The organism is Slackia exigua ATCC 700122 (genome assembly GCF_000162875.1).
Taxonomy (GTDB): domain Bacteria; phylum Actinomycetota; class Coriobacteriia; order Coriobacteriales; family Eggerthellaceae; genus Slackia; species Slackia exigua.
Genome location: NZ_GG700631.1, coordinates 359,124 through 375,478, shown reverse-complemented (window position 1 = coordinate 375,478; position 16,355 = coordinate 359,124). Strand labels below are relative to the sequence as shown.

The window sequence follows — 16,355 nt, the reverse complement described above, 5'->3', positions numbered from 1 at the left end:
GGCCATCATGGATGAGATTATCAACAACCCATTGCTATGGGTCATCTGCTCGGTAACCGTTTTGATCATCGCCTTTCAGTTGGTCGCCTATTTCCGATTGACAAGGAAGCAGGCGAAGGCTTTGGACATGCCTGACAAGACATGCTCCCAATCGCTTCGCGTAGGCCTTATCACGGCTATAGGTCCGGCGCTTGGCATCGTCATCGTCATGGTCGGCCTCATGGCGGTTCTTGGGCATCCGCTTACGTGGATGCGCTTGACCATGATCGTGTCCGCCTCTAACGAACTTGCCGCGGCTCAAATCGGAGCTGAAGCGACGGGCACCGTGTTCGGCGGTGCCGACTACACTCCCGAAGCTCTTATGGTGTCTTGGTTCGGCATGTGGCTCAACGGCGTGGGGTCTTTGGTCGCATGCGTCCTGTTCGCTAAGTCGCTTGGGAAAATCAAGAACAAGGTCGAAGGGGGAAATCCGCGCATCCTCGCGATCGTCAGCGGTGCTGCCATGTGTGCCATTTATGGCAACCTGAGTGCCGGTTCTCTTATGGGGGGCGCCGATTTCGTAGCTGCATGGCTTACCGGCGGCATCGCAACGCTTCTGTTCTACAAGATTGCGCAGAAGCACGAGCGTCTCAAGGAATACAGTCTCGGACTCGCCATGATTCTCGGCACGCTTGTGGGCGCCGGCATACACATGGTTGTCTAGATAGGAGTTTCTCATGGATAACGCCACCTACGAAAAGAACTGGACCAAGCCCGTTCATCTCATTGGCCGAATCACCCTCATCGGCGTCTGCATCTCATCGTTTTTACCCGTCGCGTTTCTCTACTTTGCCTACGGTATCGTTCCGCCGATCGACTGGATCATCAAGGATGTGGTGTTGATTGCTGCGTCGTTCGGCTTCATTTGGCTTATCGAGCCCATTACATTCTTTCCGGTGCTGGGCACCATCGGAAGCTACGAAGCGTTTCTGACAGGCAATATCGGGACGAGCAAGCTTCCCGCCGCGGCCGTCGCTCAGGATTTGACGCGCGTCGAGCCGGGATCGAAAGAAGCCGAAGTGGTATCTTCCCTAGCCATCATCGGATCCACCATCACCACGGTCGCGTTCGTCTGCATAGGCGCTTTCGCAGGAACGTTCATCTTAGGCGCTCTGCCCGAAGAGGCTCTCGATGCGGTCAAATCCTATGTTGCGCCCGCGGTGTTCGGATCCCTCATGGTCACGTTCGCCATCAAGTTTCCCAAGGTCATTCCTATAGCCATCGGTACGCCCCTTCTTCTCCGCATCTTCGCGGGCGGGGTTATACCCGGATACTTGTATATCGTGTTCACCATTGTGGCCACGATTGCCGCGGCCGTGATCATATACAAGAAACGCATCAAGGGAGAAGAACAGGAAGCGTAGCGATTCATTGCTGCGAGTGGGCCGACGTCACCGCGTTCGGTTCGCTCGCAGCGCGGGAATGCCTATGATCAAAGCATGCAATATAGAATTCATGGATAGGGATTGGGTCTGTGCGGCTCAGTCGCATGCGAGCATGCGAGCATGCGCTTCGTTCGAACATGTCGTCAACTTCTCCATGCCTTGCGGTTCGCTGGCCCGCAACAAGCAGAATTGCCGATTGCAGTATTGTCGCGATGCATGCGGCAGTATGGTTCGCGATGCTACGGTGTGGATAGGAACAAGATCGTGCGACTTCGCTCCAGGAGGGCTCGTGGTCGATGCCCTGGAACTGCCGATATTCGTCCGTCGCGCGAAGACGCTTCGTATCGTCGAAGAGGACGGTGGATGCTACAGGCTCGTTATCGTCGATGATGAGGAGCGTCGCCATACGTGGCACGCTAGAACGTCTTGCGGTACGTTTGACGGAACGTTGCTCGACTTGCTTTCGGTCGGATCGCAGCCTCTGCCTTCAGCAGCCTGCTTGGATTCCATACGAGAAGCATTTCGCCTTCATGGCAAAGCGCAGTCGCCGTTCATGGAGGATTTCGCAAGGAGTCCGTCGGTAGATGGGCGGATGAGCAAGGAGCTTGTTGCGAACGGCATGCTGTTTTGCGACCTCATGGCATCTTCTGCCGCTTCTTCGAGAGCAATGTCTTTGGTGCTTTCTCGGATCGTCGGATTAGGCGTGGGGCTCACCCCGTCCGGAGACGACTTCATCATCGGAGCATTGGCAATCGCTCGAGCGTTTTCCCTGTCAGGAGGGTTAGGATATGCTTTGGTCGAGATTGTCGATATGCTGGCGCAAAACACGACGAGGATCTCTCAGCATTACCTTATGTCAGCCGTTCGTGGCCGATTTTCCCAAAGCGTGGTCGATGCGGTTCATGCGGTTCTTTGCGGCGATTTGCATATGAGCACCGGCGCATCCGAGGCATCTTTCAGGACGCTTTTGAATCATGGGTCGACTTCTGGTACCGATACGCTTGCGGGAATGGTGGCAATGCTGCAAGCGTGTTCTTGCTCATTTCATCAAGATGCCTTAAGCGCTTCGGCCATGCGACATTCACAGTCCGCTTCTTAGGTGGCATTGGGATGTTCTGCCATCACACTTCCTCGTCTAGGTCTACAAAGCTGTAATCCGCGATGTCCCTGCGCTGATGCAGGATGCGGTACACGACGATGCGCTTGCTGTCGAAGCGGTAGAACACGGCATACATGCCGGCGAGGACGCGGCGGTAGTCATGATGGGCCGTGTCTTCGAGGACGACGCGTCTACCCATGCTTGGGAATGCTTGCACCTGGCGTATGGCATCGTCGATCATCTGTATGGTCGACAGGGCGGCTTGGGGGTTCTTGCATTCGAGGCCGAGATAGATGGCGATGGATTCGCGATCAAGCTGCGCACGCGGTCGCCATTCGACCTCATGCATACGTGAGCCCCCAAATTTCGAAGAGTTTGCGCATCCGATCATCTGCATCTCGGGACGAAATGGTCTCAGGACGGTACTTCTCTTCTATTTCGGCTTCGATGAGCGCCGCACGAACACGGGCGTTTTCGATCCGGGCCTCATAGGTTTCGCTGTCCATCAGAACGAACGCAGGCGTTCCGTTTTTGGTGAGCACGATAGGCTCTTGATTTTCAACAGCCTGGTCGCATACGTCGTTGAGCTTCGTGCGAAGGTCGGTTATGGGGCGGATTATCGGCAGAGGTCTTTCAAGCATGGGCATAGCGGTTGCCTCTCATTCAAATGAGTATTGAGCCTCATTATATATTGAATTACATACTGAATTACGTATTGAATAAGAGTTGAATCACGTTTTAAAGACAACCCATCGCTGACGAGGAGGTCGTCTACATTACCGAGAATGGGCGAGGGAAATACCTGTTCATGTCTCAGGAGGTTCACGATCGCGAGATAAAAGAAGCCGTTGAAGAGGCGCTGTATGAGTTCCGTATGGCTGAGGCGCTTCGTGCGTCGCGCGCCGATTACGCAGAGGGCCGGTCGTATTCGACGCGCGAAGAACTTATGACGGCTGTTGCGGAGAAGCAAGCTGCTCGTGCCCAGGCTTGAGTTTTCGGATCGATTCGCCGACGATCTGTCGCGCGTGACTTCGTGCAAGGTTGAGGCGAACATATATGCCGCTCTCGACAACGTGGAGGCTTTCGGGGAATTTGGCTCAAGGCTCATTCCCGACTCTATTCTTCGTGTCTTCGGCGAAGGGGTTCGCAAGATGGTCGTGAGCCCATTTGGTCTCATATACACGTATTATCCCGAAAAAGACCTGGTTGCTATAGAAGCCTTGATCGGTTGGAGGACGGCACGGTAGTCACGCCCGCATCAGGGCAATTCGTGTCTGATGAGGAGATGGTTCTAGGCGATGCGTCCTACGCATCGATCGTCGTGATGTGCGAAAAGCCGAAGAGGTTTTTCAGGACGCTTGCGCAGAAGGGTCACAAACCCGCATCGATCGGGAAGCTGTCTCCCAAGCTGTTCACCACGTCGGCCGACGTCTGCTTCATCCAGCCGATGGGGTCGTCCTCTTCGGACAGCACGTTGTGGGCGCTTGCCAGCGCAGGCGTGTAGTCCTTCAGCGCATACACGGCGAAGGCGCCTTCCTGTTCATGCATGACAAGCGGCGTCCACGATACGTTCTCTATCCCTATGCTGCCATCGTCCGCCTTCACGAAGTCGCAGGCCAGCATTCCACCCAGGTCATTGATCATGTGCGGCGCGTCATGGTGCGACGTGAAGTTCCCGAGCGAATACGCGCAGAGCGTGCGATGCCCGCTTCCGTTCGAATTCGCGATCCAGGTCAGCGGTCCTATCACGTGCGGATGCGAGCCTAGGATCACGTCCGCATCCAGATCGGCCAGCAGCTGCGCGTACTTCAGCTGGTCCGCATCGGGCTCCGTCTGGTTCTCGGTGCCCCAGTGCATGGCGACCATCACGACATCCGCCTGTTCCTTCGCGCGAGCCACGTCCGTTCTGATGCGGTCCTCGTCGATGAAGTTCACGGCATAGGGAGGCACATCGGATCTCTCGAATCCGTTCAGCCCGTACGTGTAGTCCAGCAGCGCGAATCTGATGCCGTCGCGCTCGACGATGGCGAGCGTGTCCGCTTCTTCCTGGCTGCGTGCGGTGCCGGCGAACGCCACGGGCTGCTTGCTCCACACGTCGCAGGAATGATCGAGCGCTCCGTACAGCCCCCAGTCGTAGCTGTGGTTCGACGCGGATGCCACGAAGTCGAATCCGGCGTCCACCACGGCGTCGGCCATGGCGTCGGGCACGTTGAACGACGGATAGCCCTGCGGGCCGATGTCATCGCCGCCCAGGTGGGTCTCCTGATTCATGTAGGCGAGGTCGGCCTGTGCCACATAGGGCCTGATCGGCGCGAACAGCGGTCGGAAGTCGTATCGACCGTCGCCGGCTTCTCCCGCGGCGGCATCCGCCTGCTCGCTTATGGCGACTTCGGGCAGGTTGTCGCCCACGGCGACGAACGTCACGCGATCGGGATCGTTTTCGGAATGGGTCGCGGCGGGCTCGGCTTCCTGATTGGCCGCCTGTCCGGCAGACGACGTGCAGGCATACGCCATCAGGACGATGACGGTCGCAGCGATGAGGATGGCGACGAGCGGAAGCCATCGGGAACCGCCGACGGGCGCGCCGTTCTCTAGCGGCACGCCGATGGTCCTCGGCGTGCCCTGCCGTCTGGTCGGTCGACGACGATGTTCTGCATCGGAGGCCCTCATGCGCGCATCCCTTCGCCTAGCGGCGTCCGTGGAAGAAGACGCTCCAAGTATAACGGCGCGCCCTGCTCTTGTTCGAGAAGGACGCGCTTCATCGGTCGATGTTCCTACGGCTTTCGGACTTCGGCCCTTTCTTGAGGCCCTACGCGAACTCGGATACGTCGGCCGGCGTGATGCGCTGTTTCACGAGCCGGGCCAGCGGATCAAGGAACCCTCGCTCGCCGGCAGGCAGCCCTTCGTAGGCCATCTCCACGAGCGCGTCGCACATGTCGCCGGCGTTGCGCGAGAACGTCTCCGCCTCGTATCCGCGCTTCATGATCGCCGTCTTCGCATCGTCCACGTCCTGCGCATCCACGCCCTCGAACGCCGCGGCCAGCGCACCGAGCGCCGGTCCGTAGAAGATGCCCTTGATAAGCGCCTCGTAGGCGCAGGCAAGATCGATCGGCAGCGCATCGGCAGGGCGGATTTCCACGTAGGTCTTCAGGCGCGCGTCGGGCCATACCATCGAAAGCGCGTGCTCGATATCGGCGTGCGTCATCGTGCGGTCGGCGAAGATGTCCCCGAAGGTGCGCGTGTCGTAGCGCGCCTCGCCCTCGGCGTCCAGCGCTACCACGGCGGGCACGTCCAGGATATAGTTCGCGTAATCGGCGAACGAGAATCCCGCATCCAGACATCCGGGGACGGTATTGCAGCGGTCGGGATCGAGATACCGCCAGATCTCCGCCCGCATCAGGCGGTGCGGCGCGCGGGTTCCTTCGAACACGGGCGCGTTGTCGCACATGAGCGAAAGCAGGGGAGCAAGCGCGGAGGCGACGCGCATCTTGGCTGCGGCGTCTTCTTCGCTCGTATAGTCGATGGACACCTGCGTCGATGCGCTACCGCGCATCATGCGCGGCCCGGACGGGGAGATGGCCGAAAGGTAGCGGTTCATGATGTCGTAGCGCGCCTTGGGGATGAGCTCCTTGTCCGCGGCCACGAGCATCGGGTCGTAGCCGAGCGCGACCATGCGGCCCGCAACCGGCGTGAGCGCCGCCGCCACGTCCCGCTCGAACTCGCCGAGCGCGAAGCGCATGTCGGCGATGGATTCGAAGGGACCGGCGGATATCTCCAGCTGTGCGGCCGGTTCGATCGTGACGTTCATATGCGGCTTCGCGACGCCCAGGATGTCGTCGCCGTGCATGCTGACGTCGGGATAGCGGGCGCTCAGCGTGCGCAGCACGTCGGCGACGCCGTTCGGCTGGCTGTACGTGAGCGGCTGGCCGGTGTTGTCCACGAGGAAATGCTCGATCTCCACGCCGAGCGTGGAGGCCTTCGGCTTGCATCCGTTCTGGAAGTATGCGACGAACGCCGCGACGTTCGCGTCGCGCGCCGGTTGGTCGGCATGGGCCGCGCGCGCCCCGTTTTTCTGGTCCATGGCCGCGCCTTTCTCTCAGAAATATGCAGAAATTTGCAGCTTTGAGCAAATTTCATACCGTTTTTTGAAAATTTAAACCAATTTAATGCAATTACCTGTATATTTTAGTCCTGCAAAAAGACCCACGAGCGATGCAGCGTCTCTTAGCTGCGTTTTTCCATAAGGAGGTTGGCATGACCAAACGTGCCGTGCGCCACGACGTCATACGGGACATCATCCGCCGCGGCACGGTTAAGACCCAACGCGACCTGGTGGAACAGTTGCGTGAAGAAGGTTACGACTGCACGCAGGCGACGGTCTCCCGCGACATCGCGGGCATGGGTCTGGCCAAATCCCGCGAAGGCTACTACGTGCTGCCCGAAGACATGCAGCTCAAGCGCATGGTGGGCGAACTCGTCGAAACGGTCGAGGTCGTCAACAACTTCATCGTGCTGCGCACCCCCTCGGGCATCGCCTCGGGCGTCACGGTCGCCTTCGACTCGGCGCGTCTGAACGGCGTGGTAGGATCCCTAGCCGGCGACGACACGGTCTTCGTCATGACGCGCAGCGATGAAGACGCCCTGCGTGTTGCAGACATCATCCGCAATCTCAAGAAGAGCTGACTCAGCGGAATCGCCTCAGTTCCGCGATCGGCGAAGGCGGGCTTCGTTCGGGAGCCCGCCTTCAGCTTTTTCGCGGCGGTTTTCGTCTTCGCGCTTCATGTCGAAAATGAAACGGAGCCTCGTCGTTTCATCCGAGCGTGCGCGCCGCTGATACAATGGAGCGCAATCCACGTGAAAGGATCGAATCGACCATGCATACGAAGGCATCCCTCCTAGACCACCTGAAGGCTTCGTCGCGTCGTATCGTCGCTATGGCGACGATCGCCTGCCTGGCCGCGTTCGCGCTTGCCGGCTGCTCGGACGAGGCGAAGGACAATTCCCGCACGCCGCTCCAGCTCGACCGTGCCTACATGGCCTCCATCAACGGCATCGGCGCCGATGTGGCCGACGATCTGTCCGGCTTCTCCGAATACGTCGCCGCTGGCGACGGCGCGTCCATGAAGCTCGCGGCGCAGAAGGCCGCCGACGACCTTTTGAAGATCGAGGACATCTCGGCTCCGACCGATCTTGCCGACGCGCATGAGGAATACGTCGCCGGCGCCAAAGATCTTTCCAGCGCCCTGAACGCCTATGTGGACATCTACAACGAGGCTCAGGCCGCAGGCTCTTCGGCCGACGCCGAGGCGTTCGCCGCCAAGATCGCCGATGTCCAGAAGACCTACGAAAGCGGCGTCGACCATCTGTCCAAGGCCGACGGGCTTGTGGCCGATGCCTTGGAAGCTGCGGGGGAGGATCCGTCCAATGCGGCATCCCGGTCCATGGGCGCGCTGCTCTCTTCGGCCATAGGGTCCGGCTCCGCATCCGGCGGTGCCGACGATGCCGCCTCGGATGCAGGCTCCGCATCCGAGAGCGCTTCCTAAGGCGAAAAGGCTTCGCATTCGAAAGCGCTTCCTTAATCTTAAGGCGAAAGAGCCTCGCATCCGAGAGCATTCTGATGCTGCCCTGGGGATACATTCCCTGGGGCTTTTTTGTGCCGCGACGGTCCCGCGACCCTCCGCCGCTCACCGACGACAAAAGAACTCCATGCCGTTGGAATTCTGTGAACGGCACGTCCGTCCTCTCTTTGCCTTCGACCTGCGATTACACCAATTATGGGAATAGTTTTGCACCCTATCCACAATATCTTGTGGATAACGCCGAACATTATGGGCTTCGAATGTCGTATCATGGCACGGCCGGAAGACATCCGGGCAACCCGTGCACCACGCAATTCAGACACCGGCGCGAAGCCGTAGGGAGAAAAGGAAGAGGAGCGCATCCATGAAGATCATCAAGCGCAACGGTTCGGAAGTCGAGTTCGACATCTCCAAGATCGAAAACGCGATCACCGCCGCCAATGCGGAGGTTCCCGCCGCGCAGCGTCTGACCGACCGTCAGATCTCCTATGCGTCCCAGAACGTCGCCGACGCCTGCGCCGAAGCGGGCCATGCCGTCTCCGTCGAGGAAATCCAGGACCTCGTCGAAGACGAGATCATGAAGCTCGATCGCTTCGAAGTCGCGCGCAAGTACATCATCTATCGCTACGTTCAGGGCCTGAAGCGCCAGAAGAACACGACCGACGACAAGATCATGGCGCTGATCGAATGCAACAACGAAGAGGTCAAGCAGGAGAACTCCAATAAGAACCCTTCGGTCAACTCGGTCCAGCGCGACTACATGGCCGGCGAGGTCTCGAAGGATCTGGCCATGCGCGTGCTTCTGCCGAAAGACGTCGTAACCGCGCATAACGAGGGCGTCATCCACTTCCACGATTCCGACTACTACGCGCAGCACATGCATAACTGTGACCTGGTGAACCTGGAAGACATGCTGCAGAACGGCACCGTCATCTCCGGCACGTTGATCGAGAAGCCGCACAGCTTCTCCACCGCCTGCAACATCGCCACGCAGATCATCGCCCAGGTGGCGTCGAGCCAGTACGGCGGCCAGTCTATCTCGCTCACGCATCTCGCGCCCTTCGTCGACGTCAGCCGCCAGCGCATCCGTCGCGAAGTGCTCGACGAGATCAACACGCTGGGCTTCGAATCGTCGCCCGAGCGCGTCTCCGAAGTGGTCGAGAAGCGCCTGCGCGACGAGATCCGCCGCGGCGTTCAGACCATCCAGTACCAGGTGGTCACGCTCATGACCACCAACGGCCAGGCACCCTTCGTCACCGTCTTCATGTATCTCAACGAAGCCAAGGACGAAGCCGAGAAGCACGACCTCGCGATGATCATCGAAGAGACGCTCGCGCAGCGCTACCAGGGCGTCAAGAACGAAGAGGGCATCTGGATCACGCCGGCCTTCCCCAAGCTCATCTATGTGCTCGAGGAAGACAACGTGTCCGAGGGCTCGCCGTACTTTTACCTGACGCAGATGGCCGCCAAGTGCACGGCGCGCCGCCTGGTGCCCGACTACATCTCCGAGAAGAAGATGCGCGAGCTCAAGCTCAGCAAGGGCGAGGTCGAAGGCGACGGCGATTGCTACACCTGCATGGGCTGCCGCAGCTTCCTGACGCCCGACCGCTCGGGCAACGGCTACGACAACGTGGCCAACGCCGGCAACTACGAGCCGGGCACGCCGAAGTACTACGGCCGCTTCAACCAGGGCGTCGTCACGATCAACCTGCCTGACGTCGCGCTTTCGTCCCGCGGCGACGTGGATGCGTTCTGGGACATCTTCGAAGAGCGTCTGGAGCTCTGCCATCGCGCCCTGCGCGCCCGCCACGACCGCCTGCGCGGCACGCTGTCCGACGCCGCCCCGATCCTGTGGCAGCACGGCGCCCTCGCGCGCCTCGAGAAGGGCGAGACCATCGACAAGCTGCTCTACGGCGGATACTCGACGCTTTCCCTCGGCTACGCGGGCCTGTACGAATGCGTGAAGTACCTGACCGGCCACAGCCACACCGACGAGGAGGCCACGCCGTTCGCGAAGGCCGTCATGCAGAAGATGAACGACAAGTGCGCCGAATGGAAGGAAGCCGAGGACATCGACTACTCCCTGTACGGCACGCCGCTCGAATCCACGACGTACAAGTTCGCGAAGGCCCTCCAGCGCCGCTTCGGCGTCATCAAGGGCATCACGGACAAGGGCTACATCACCAACAGCTACCATGTCCACGTGGCCGAGGAGATCGATGCCTTCACGAAGCTGAAGTTCGAAAGCGAATTCCAGCGCCTGTCCCCGGGCGGCGCCATCAGCTATATCGAGGTCCCGAACATGCAGGACAACCTCAAGGCCGTCGTGTCCGTCATCCAGTACATCTACGAGAACATCATGTACGCCGAGCTCAACACCAAGAGCGACTACTGCCAGTGCTGCGGCTACGACGGCGAGATCAAGATCGTGGAAGATGGCGGCAAGCTGGTCTGGGAATGCCCGAACTGCGGTAACCGCGATCAGTCGACGATGAATGTTGCGCGTCGCACCTGCGGCTACATCGGTACCCAGTACTGGAACCAGGGCCGCACCCAGGAGATCAAGGACCGCGTCCTGCATCTGTAGGCGCGGCACGTCGACCGGATGCCGCCGGCGGTCGGCGATGCGCGCACGGATCGGCAGGCTAAGACTTGAAGGCGGCGCTGCGCGCGATGCGTGCGGCGTCGCTTTCTGCGGGCTGGAGCATGAAGCGATGCATTACTCGACGATCAAATACTGCGATATCGCCAATGGGGAAGGCGTGCGAACCGTCCTGTTCGTCTCGGGGTGCCGCATGCACTGCCCGTTCTGCTTCAACGAGGAGGCATGGAACTTCCATGCCGGCAATCCCTTCGACGCCGCCGTCCAAGACCAGATCGTCGAAAGCCTTCGCCCTCTGTACGTCGACGGCCTGAGCGTGCTCGGCGGCGAGCCTATGGAACCGGAGAACCAGGCGGGCCTGGTCGATTTCCTCGAACGCGTGCGCCGGGAATTCCCCGACAAGACGATCTGGCTCTATTCGGGACATACGTTCGAGAATCTGACGCGCGGATCAGGGCATACCGAATGCACCGATCGCATCATGGCCACCCTCGACGTGCTGGTGGACGGCCCGTTCGTGCAGGCGAAGAAGAGTATGGGCCTGAGGTTTCGCGGGTCGAGCAACCAGCGCGTGATAGACGTGCCGGCGACGCTCGCGTCAGGCGAGGTCGTCCTCTGGGGCGACGACGCTCTCTACACGACGCGCGAGATGAAGCGGAGCTTCTGATGTCGACTCACGCATTCTTTTTCAGAATTCGATAATGCATGGTCCGGCAAGGTAGGTTCGAACGTTTCTCCCTCGCCGATCTTGAGAGGCCGATGTAAGAGCGATGAGCAAAGATGCTCTTCAATATGAGCTCATACTGACTGATTTTTTGCGGCAAATCAGCAAAAATGATAGTATCTTGACAAGATATAAAGAGAGAGGAAGAGACTATGATCATCTGCCTCGAGGTCGAGAACTATCGCTCTATCAAAGACCCGATCGAACTTCAGATGACGGCGATTAAGTACTATAAAGAATCGCAAGATCAGCTTATCGATCCCAAGCTTCCAGGTATGTCGGGAGTGAAAATCCTACGGTCAGCTGCTATCTATGGTCCGAACGCATCGGGCAAATCTGCTATCTGGCGTGCCTTGAGAACGATGCGGACAATGATACTGCGGTCCTCCTCTCTATCGGCCGACGATTCTCTTCCCTACGATCCGTTTCGTCTTGATACGAAAACGCAAGATCAACCGACCAAGTTTTCCGTTGTATTCACGACCCGTCATGACACGAGATTCGAATACGCATTCTCGTATACAAGAAAGCGGATTGTTGCCGAAACCTTATGCGCCTTTCCTAAGGGGATGAGGCAGGTCTGGTTCAGCCGTGCTACCGATTCGGAAGGAACGACGATAAATGGTTCTAGGTATTTTAGGATTCCATCAGCTATCAAACCTCTAGTAAACGACAATGCTCTTGTATTGTCGCTTATTGCGAACCATAGGAACGTTCCAAGCTCTGATCTGGCTATCGAGGTCGTCAACTGGTTTGCCGATGATCTCAACACGTATAGGGCGTTGGATGCGCATGAAGACTTTCCCTATACCGGCGAGATCCTTCATGGCGATAGCGGGACCGATTACCAGAGGGCTTTCATCAACGGAATGATGAGAGTTGCCGACCTCGGTGTTGAAGCAGCTTGTGTGGAGGTTCGACCTGCTCCGCCCATTCCGGATGAGATCAAAGACATTTTCGATGCAATGGGAATTCCTAGCATGAACGAGTACAGGACCGTAGTTCTGGAACATTCCGGCCACGAAAGCGCCATGCGGGTCGATCTTAATGACGAGTCGGATGGAACAAGGCAGCTTTTCGGATTGAGCGGGCATATTGCGCAAGCTCTAGAGTATGGATCAACCCTCTTTGTAGATGAGATAGATTCATCCTTGCATCCGATTATCGTAAGAGAGATCATTGAATCGTTCTTGAATCCTGAAAGCAATCCGAAAAATGCGCAGCTTATATTCACTGCACATAACCCATGTCTTCTAGAGCGTGGGCTATTAAGGCGTGATCAAGTGTGGTTTACCGAGAAAAGCCGAAATGGATCCACCAGCCTTTATCCTTTGTCAGATTTCAGACCGAGGACTGATGAGGCTATTTCGAGCGGATATCTGGTAGGACGGTATTCTGCTACGCCGGTAGTGCCTGAATGCTTCGGTCGATGCAGACAATGAGATGGGCAGTGATGTTCGTGAGTGGAAGATCTCATTCTAGAAAGCCAGGGAACAGGCGACCTGGAAGTCGTCTGTATATTCTTACCGAGGGCGCTGTGACCGAGCGAGAGTACTTCTGCTGTATAAGAGAAAGGCTAGGCATAGCAAAGGAGCTTGTCACCATCAAGAAGGCGCAATGCACGGATCCAAATGGCATGGTCGATGAAGCAATCAAATTAAAAAAGAAAAATGCGACAGAATCATACCGGGGCAATGATGTCGTTGTCGACCGGTGGTGGATCGTTCTAGATAGCGAATGCCGGTATAGCAACATGAGAGACGCTCTCATGAAAGCGAAAAAGAACGGCATCTTGCTTGCCGTCAGCGATCCAAGCATTGAATTATGGCTTCTTCTCCATTTCAGATATACAACCGCCGCGTACGATTCGGCTTCTCAGTTGATTGAGGAATTGTCTAAAAGCCAGCTTCTTCCTGGATATGGCAGTCGCAATAAGAAACCGAAGATGGACGTTTTGTATCCAAGAATTCATGAGGCAGTACGCAATGCGCGCCGTTTACGGTCGAACCATACGTGCAAAGGCAATACTCATCCACTGACAGACGTCGATCTTCTTCTCGACGATCTTGCCGCTCAGGCTTCTCCGGGCAATCGCCCTGAATATGCACACGATTTCGATTCGGGAGAGCTCTTTATGAATAGAGCCGGATATTGAGTAGCTGTGCTTCCAGACAGATGATACTCGGTCGGAATCATATGCATATGGGGAGAGAGGCTTCGTCTAGGATTCGATGCCTCGACTGTATTCCTTTGGATGGCTATCCGGGCAATTTCTAGACTGCATTTCCATTCCTATGGTTCTGCCGATCATGCGCATGCGGTGCCGTCAGCCTCTGCAGAGAAGGGCGTCGATCGAGCAGCCGAGCGCTTCGGCGAGGCTGGCCGCGGTGTCGAGGCGCATGGCCGATTGCCCGGTTTCGTACTGTTGGATGAGGTTCAGCGAGACGCCGGATATGCGGGAAAGCGTCGCCTGATCGAGCCCTCGTTCGGTTCTCAGGCCTTTCATCCGGCGAGCGATTGCCTGCATGTCATAGCCCACGTCCGCCCCTCGATTCATCGATAATCACGTAATGTGTAAACTACGATGAATATAGCTGCACCTATTGAGCAAGTCAACACTATACGCTGGAGTTTTATTGTGGTAATGCCACCTAACGTGTAGAATCTCCTGTATTAAGGAGGTTCTCGTGAAGGGTAATTTCAAAGAGGCGCGCAAGCACGCCGGCTTGAGCCAGGACGACGCGGCCCGTGCGCTCGGCATTCCGTCGCGCACGTTCGGCTCGTGGGAACGCGGCGAACGCGAGATCAGCGCCGTCGACGCCATGCGTATCGCCGATATCTACGGATGCTCCCTCGATTACCTTGCGGGACGCATCTCATGGGAAGAGGAGCGGGCGCTTGCACGGAAGAAGCGTGTCATCGGATCGTTCGACGCCTTGACCGACCAGGCTCAGAAGATGCTCGTCGACTATTGCGCGGTCCTTCTGGGCAATCCGGATTGCCGCAAGGATCCGCACGGGGAATAGGCCTTTCGGAACTGAATGCCGGAAACGTCGACGCGGCCGCAAGGATGCGCATGGGAATTGAGCGCCATGGCCATTGACGCCGATGGTCGGGACGCAGGCGGCAGGTGCCCGTACGCGTTGCACAACCTGCATTCAGCGGCCTAGATCACGTAATAGTTTCCCTCGTCGATGCGTTCTGCCAGGTCGGCCACCGTAATGCCGTCGAGGTAGTCGTTGATGACCTTGTCGAGCCCGCGCCACATCTCCACGGTACGGCACGATCCCATGCGATCGCAGGACGATTCGTCTTCGTCGAGGCAGGGAACCTGGGCAAGCCCGCCCTCGGTCAGGCGCAGGATCTCGCCTACGGTGTACAACGAGGGATCGCGCGTCAGGCGATATCCGCCGCCCTTGCCACGCAGTCCGACGAGCAGGCCGTTCTTCACGAGCACCTTGAGGATGCTTTCGAGGTATTTTTCCGAAATTTCCTGACGCCGGGCGATCTCCTTCAGAGGCGTGTACGAACAGGACATGTGTTCGGCCAGGTCGACCATGACGCGCAGGGCGTAGCGGCCTTTCGTTGAAATCATCATATGCTCTGCCTCTTCTCTCAATTCCATTACCCATAATATCACCAGGTTGTATGTATTTACAGGGAAGCGCATCATGAACCCCGTGCCGTCGTCTTGACTTTATTGCTCGAAGTAGGTTTAATCCCTCTAAACCTACTTAGTAGATAGGGTTATGCAGTGACGCATCTTCGGCACGACCCGTCTGCGTGTCCTCGAAAGGAAGCTGCCATGACCGTCTACACATCCATTGACCAGCTCATAGGCAATACGCCGCTCCTCGAGCTCAAGGGCATCGAAGCGAAGGAGGGCCTGAAGGCCCGCGTGCTCGGCAAGCTCGAGTATTTCAATCCTGCCGGTTCGGTCAAAGACCGCATCGCCAAAGCCATGCTCGACGATGCCGAGGCGCGCGGCAAGATCGGCCCGGGCGCCACGATCATCGAACCCACCTCCGGCAATACCGGCGTCGGCCTCGCTTCCGTGGCCGCCGCGCGCGGGTACAAGGTCGTCATCACGATGCCCGAGACCATGAGCGTCGAGCGTCGCCTGCTCATGAAGGCCTACGGGGCGCAGCTCGTCCTGACCGACGGCTCGAAGGGCATGAAGGGCGCCATCGCGAAGGCGCAGGAACTCGCCGACCAGATGCCGAACAGCTTTTTGGCCGGCCAGTTCGTCAACCCTGCGAATCCGGCGGTCCATAAGGCCACGACCGGTCCTGAAATCTGGGCGGACACCGACGGCACGGTCGACATCTTCGTCGCAGGCGTCGGCACCGGCGGCACGGTGACGGGCACGGGCGCGTACCTCAAGGAGCAGAATTCCGCCGTCAAGGTCGTCGCCGTCGAACCGGCAAGCTCTCCGGTCCTGTCCGAAGGCACGTCCGGCTCCCATAAGATCCAGGGTATCGGCGCGGGCTTCGTGCCCGATGTGCTGGACACGTCCGTCTACGACGAGGTCGTCAAGGTCGAAAACGACGACGCCTTCGAAACCGGGCGCGAGATCGGCCGCCTGGAAGGCGTGCTCGTGGGCATATCCTCGGGCGCTGCGGTCTGGGCCGCCGTCGAGCTTGCGAAGCGTCCGGAAAACGAGGGCAAGACCATCGTCGCGCTCCTTCCCGATACGGGCGAGCGGTACCTGTCCACGCCGCTGTTCGCCGAATAGGGAGGTATTCGGGTGTTCGGCGGATTATGACGGGCGTTCCGCACGATTCCCGCATGGTTTGATGCGCGGAATGCGATGCGGCAGGGAAAGGAGGCTTCACATGATGATATGCGTGGATCATGCGGCTTCGATGCCGCCGCGTCCTGAGGTGCGCGTAGCCTTCGCGTGCGCCCTCGAGGCATCATGGGGCAA

General features: G+C 58.3%; 18 protein-coding genes. 12 read left to right on the top strand and 6 right to left on the bottom strand.

What is annotated here, in order from left to right; translation table 11 throughout:
- The first annotated feature begins 7 nt into the window (after positions 1–7).
- From HMPREF0762_RS07685 to HMPREF0762_RS07675, 3 genes are all read left to right on the top strand, one after another.
- Complete coding sequence (locus tag HMPREF0762_RS07685) at positions 8–703, top strand: DUF5058 family protein (RefSeq protein WP_006363071.1); 696 nt, start codon at positions 8–10, stop codon at positions 701–703.
- 13 nt (positions 704–716) lie between these two features.
- The gene (locus HMPREF0762_RS07680) at positions 717–1,403 is read left to right on the top strand and encodes a hypothetical protein (RefSeq protein WP_006363070.1); all 687 of its coding nucleotides are present in this window, start codon (positions 717–719) and stop codon (positions 1,401–1,403) included.
- A gap of 310 nt (positions 1,404–1,713) precedes the next feature.
- Entirely contained in the window at positions 1,714–2,523 is an 810-nt protein-coding gene (locus tag HMPREF0762_RS07675; RefSeq protein WP_245935522.1) for an oxamate carbamoyltransferase subunit AllH family protein, read from the top strand.
- Between the two features lie 22 nt (positions 2,524–2,545).
- Here HMPREF0762_RS07675 and HMPREF0762_RS07670 read toward each other — a convergent pair whose 3' ends face one another.
- Positions 2,546–2,872, bottom strand: coding sequence for a type II toxin-antitoxin system RelE/ParE family toxin (locus HMPREF0762_RS07670; RefSeq protein WP_006363068.1), 327 nt, complete (start codon positions 2,870–2,872; stop codon positions 2,546–2,548).
- Entirely contained in the window at positions 2,865–3,164 is a 300-nt protein-coding gene (locus HMPREF0762_RS07665; protein WP_245935523.1) for a type II toxin-antitoxin system Phd/YefM family antitoxin, read from the bottom strand. Before HMPREF0762_RS07665 ends, HMPREF0762_RS07670 begins: the two co-directional genes overlap by 8 nt.
- 167 nt (positions 3,165–3,331) lie before the next feature.
- Here HMPREF0762_RS07665 and HMPREF0762_RS07660 point away from each other — a divergent pair, with 167 nt between their 5' ends.
- Entirely contained in the window at positions 3,332–3,514 is a 183-nt protein-coding gene (locus HMPREF0762_RS07660; protein ID WP_006363066.1) for a hypothetical protein, read from the top strand.
- Positions 3,515–3,894: 380 nt separating this feature from the next.
- On the opposite strand, the gene HMPREF0762_RS07650 is transcribed toward HMPREF0762_RS07660, so the two are convergent.
- Together HMPREF0762_RS07650 and HMPREF0762_RS07645 are read right to left on the bottom strand one after the other, a co-directional pair.
- Positions 3,895–5,124, bottom strand: coding sequence for a CapA family protein (locus tag HMPREF0762_RS07650; protein ID WP_006363064.1), 1,230 nt, complete (start codon positions 5,122–5,124; stop codon positions 3,895–3,897).
- A gap of 208 nt (positions 5,125–5,332) precedes the next feature.
- The gene (locus HMPREF0762_RS07645) at positions 5,333–6,604 is read right to left on the bottom strand and encodes a glutamate-cysteine ligase family protein (RefSeq protein ID WP_006363063.1); all 1,272 of its coding nucleotides are present in this window, start codon (positions 6,602–6,604) and stop codon (positions 5,333–5,335) included.
- A gap of 173 nt (positions 6,605–6,777) precedes the next feature.
- On the opposite strand from HMPREF0762_RS07645, the gene HMPREF0762_RS07640 reads away from it, so the two are divergent.
- The 6 genes from HMPREF0762_RS07640 to HMPREF0762_RS07615 all read left to right on the top strand — a co-directional run bounded on the left by HMPREF0762_RS07640 (position 6,778) and on the right by HMPREF0762_RS07615 (position 13,583).
- Positions 6,778–7,206 (top strand): arginine repressor, encoded by a 429-nt coding sequence (locus HMPREF0762_RS07640; RefSeq protein ID WP_009076386.1) that lies wholly within the window; start codon positions 6,778–6,780, stop codon positions 7,204–7,206.
- A gap of 191 nt (positions 7,207–7,397) precedes the next feature.
- Positions 7,398–8,066, top strand: a complete 669-nt coding sequence (locus tag HMPREF0762_RS07635) for a hypothetical protein (protein ID WP_040619447.1) — start codon at positions 7,398–7,400, stop codon at positions 8,064–8,066.
- Positions 8,067–8,466: 400 nt separating this feature from the next.
- On the top strand, positions 8,467–10,689 hold the full coding sequence (gene nrdD, locus HMPREF0762_RS07630) for an anaerobic ribonucleoside-triphosphate reductase (protein WP_006363058.1): 2,223 nt from the start codon (positions 8,467–8,469) through the stop codon (positions 10,687–10,689).
- 37 nt (positions 10,690–10,726) lie between these two features.
- Positions 10,727–11,371, top strand: a complete 645-nt coding sequence (nrdG, locus tag HMPREF0762_RS07625; protein ID WP_006363056.1) for an anaerobic ribonucleoside-triphosphate reductase activating protein — start codon at positions 10,727–10,729, stop codon at positions 11,369–11,371.
- A gap of 209 nt (positions 11,372–11,580) precedes the next feature.
- A complete protein-coding gene (locus HMPREF0762_RS07620) occupies positions 11,581–12,870 on the top strand; it encodes an AAA family ATPase (protein ID WP_006363055.1) in 1,290 nt (429 codons plus the stop codon).
- Positions 12,846–13,583, top strand: coding sequence for an RloB family protein (locus HMPREF0762_RS07615; RefSeq protein WP_115314241.1), 738 nt, complete (start codon positions 12,846–12,848; stop codon positions 13,581–13,583). Before HMPREF0762_RS07620 ends, HMPREF0762_RS07615 begins: the two co-directional genes overlap by 25 nt.
- Before the next feature lie 171 nt (positions 13,584–13,754).
- Here the strand turns inward: HMPREF0762_RS07615 and HMPREF0762_RS07610 are convergent, their stop codons facing one another.
- A complete protein-coding gene (locus HMPREF0762_RS07610) occupies positions 13,755–13,967 on the bottom strand; it encodes a helix-turn-helix domain-containing protein (protein WP_009076072.1) in 213 nt (70 codons plus the stop codon).
- Between the two features lie 148 nt (positions 13,968–14,115).
- Between HMPREF0762_RS07610 and HMPREF0762_RS07605 the strand changes: the two genes are divergently transcribed.
- On the top strand, positions 14,116–14,454 hold the full coding sequence (locus HMPREF0762_RS07605) for a helix-turn-helix transcriptional regulator (protein WP_006363052.1): 339 nt from the start codon (positions 14,116–14,118) through the stop codon (positions 14,452–14,454).
- 140 nt (positions 14,455–14,594) lie between these two features.
- Here HMPREF0762_RS07605 and HMPREF0762_RS07600 read toward each other — a convergent pair whose 3' ends face one another.
- The gene (locus HMPREF0762_RS07600) at positions 14,595–15,026 is read right to left on the bottom strand and encodes an RrF2 family transcriptional regulator (protein ID WP_009076442.1); all 432 of its coding nucleotides are present in this window, start codon (positions 15,024–15,026) and stop codon (positions 14,595–14,597) included.
- A 207-nt stretch (positions 15,027–15,233) separates the two neighbouring features.
- Here HMPREF0762_RS07600 and cysK point away from each other — a divergent pair, with 207 nt between their 5' ends.
- Positions 15,234–16,163, top strand: coding sequence for a cysteine synthase A (gene cysK / locus HMPREF0762_RS07595; RefSeq protein WP_006363049.1), 930 nt, complete (start codon positions 15,234–15,236; stop codon positions 16,161–16,163).
- The last annotated feature ends 192 nt before the right edge of the window (positions 16,164–16,355 follow it).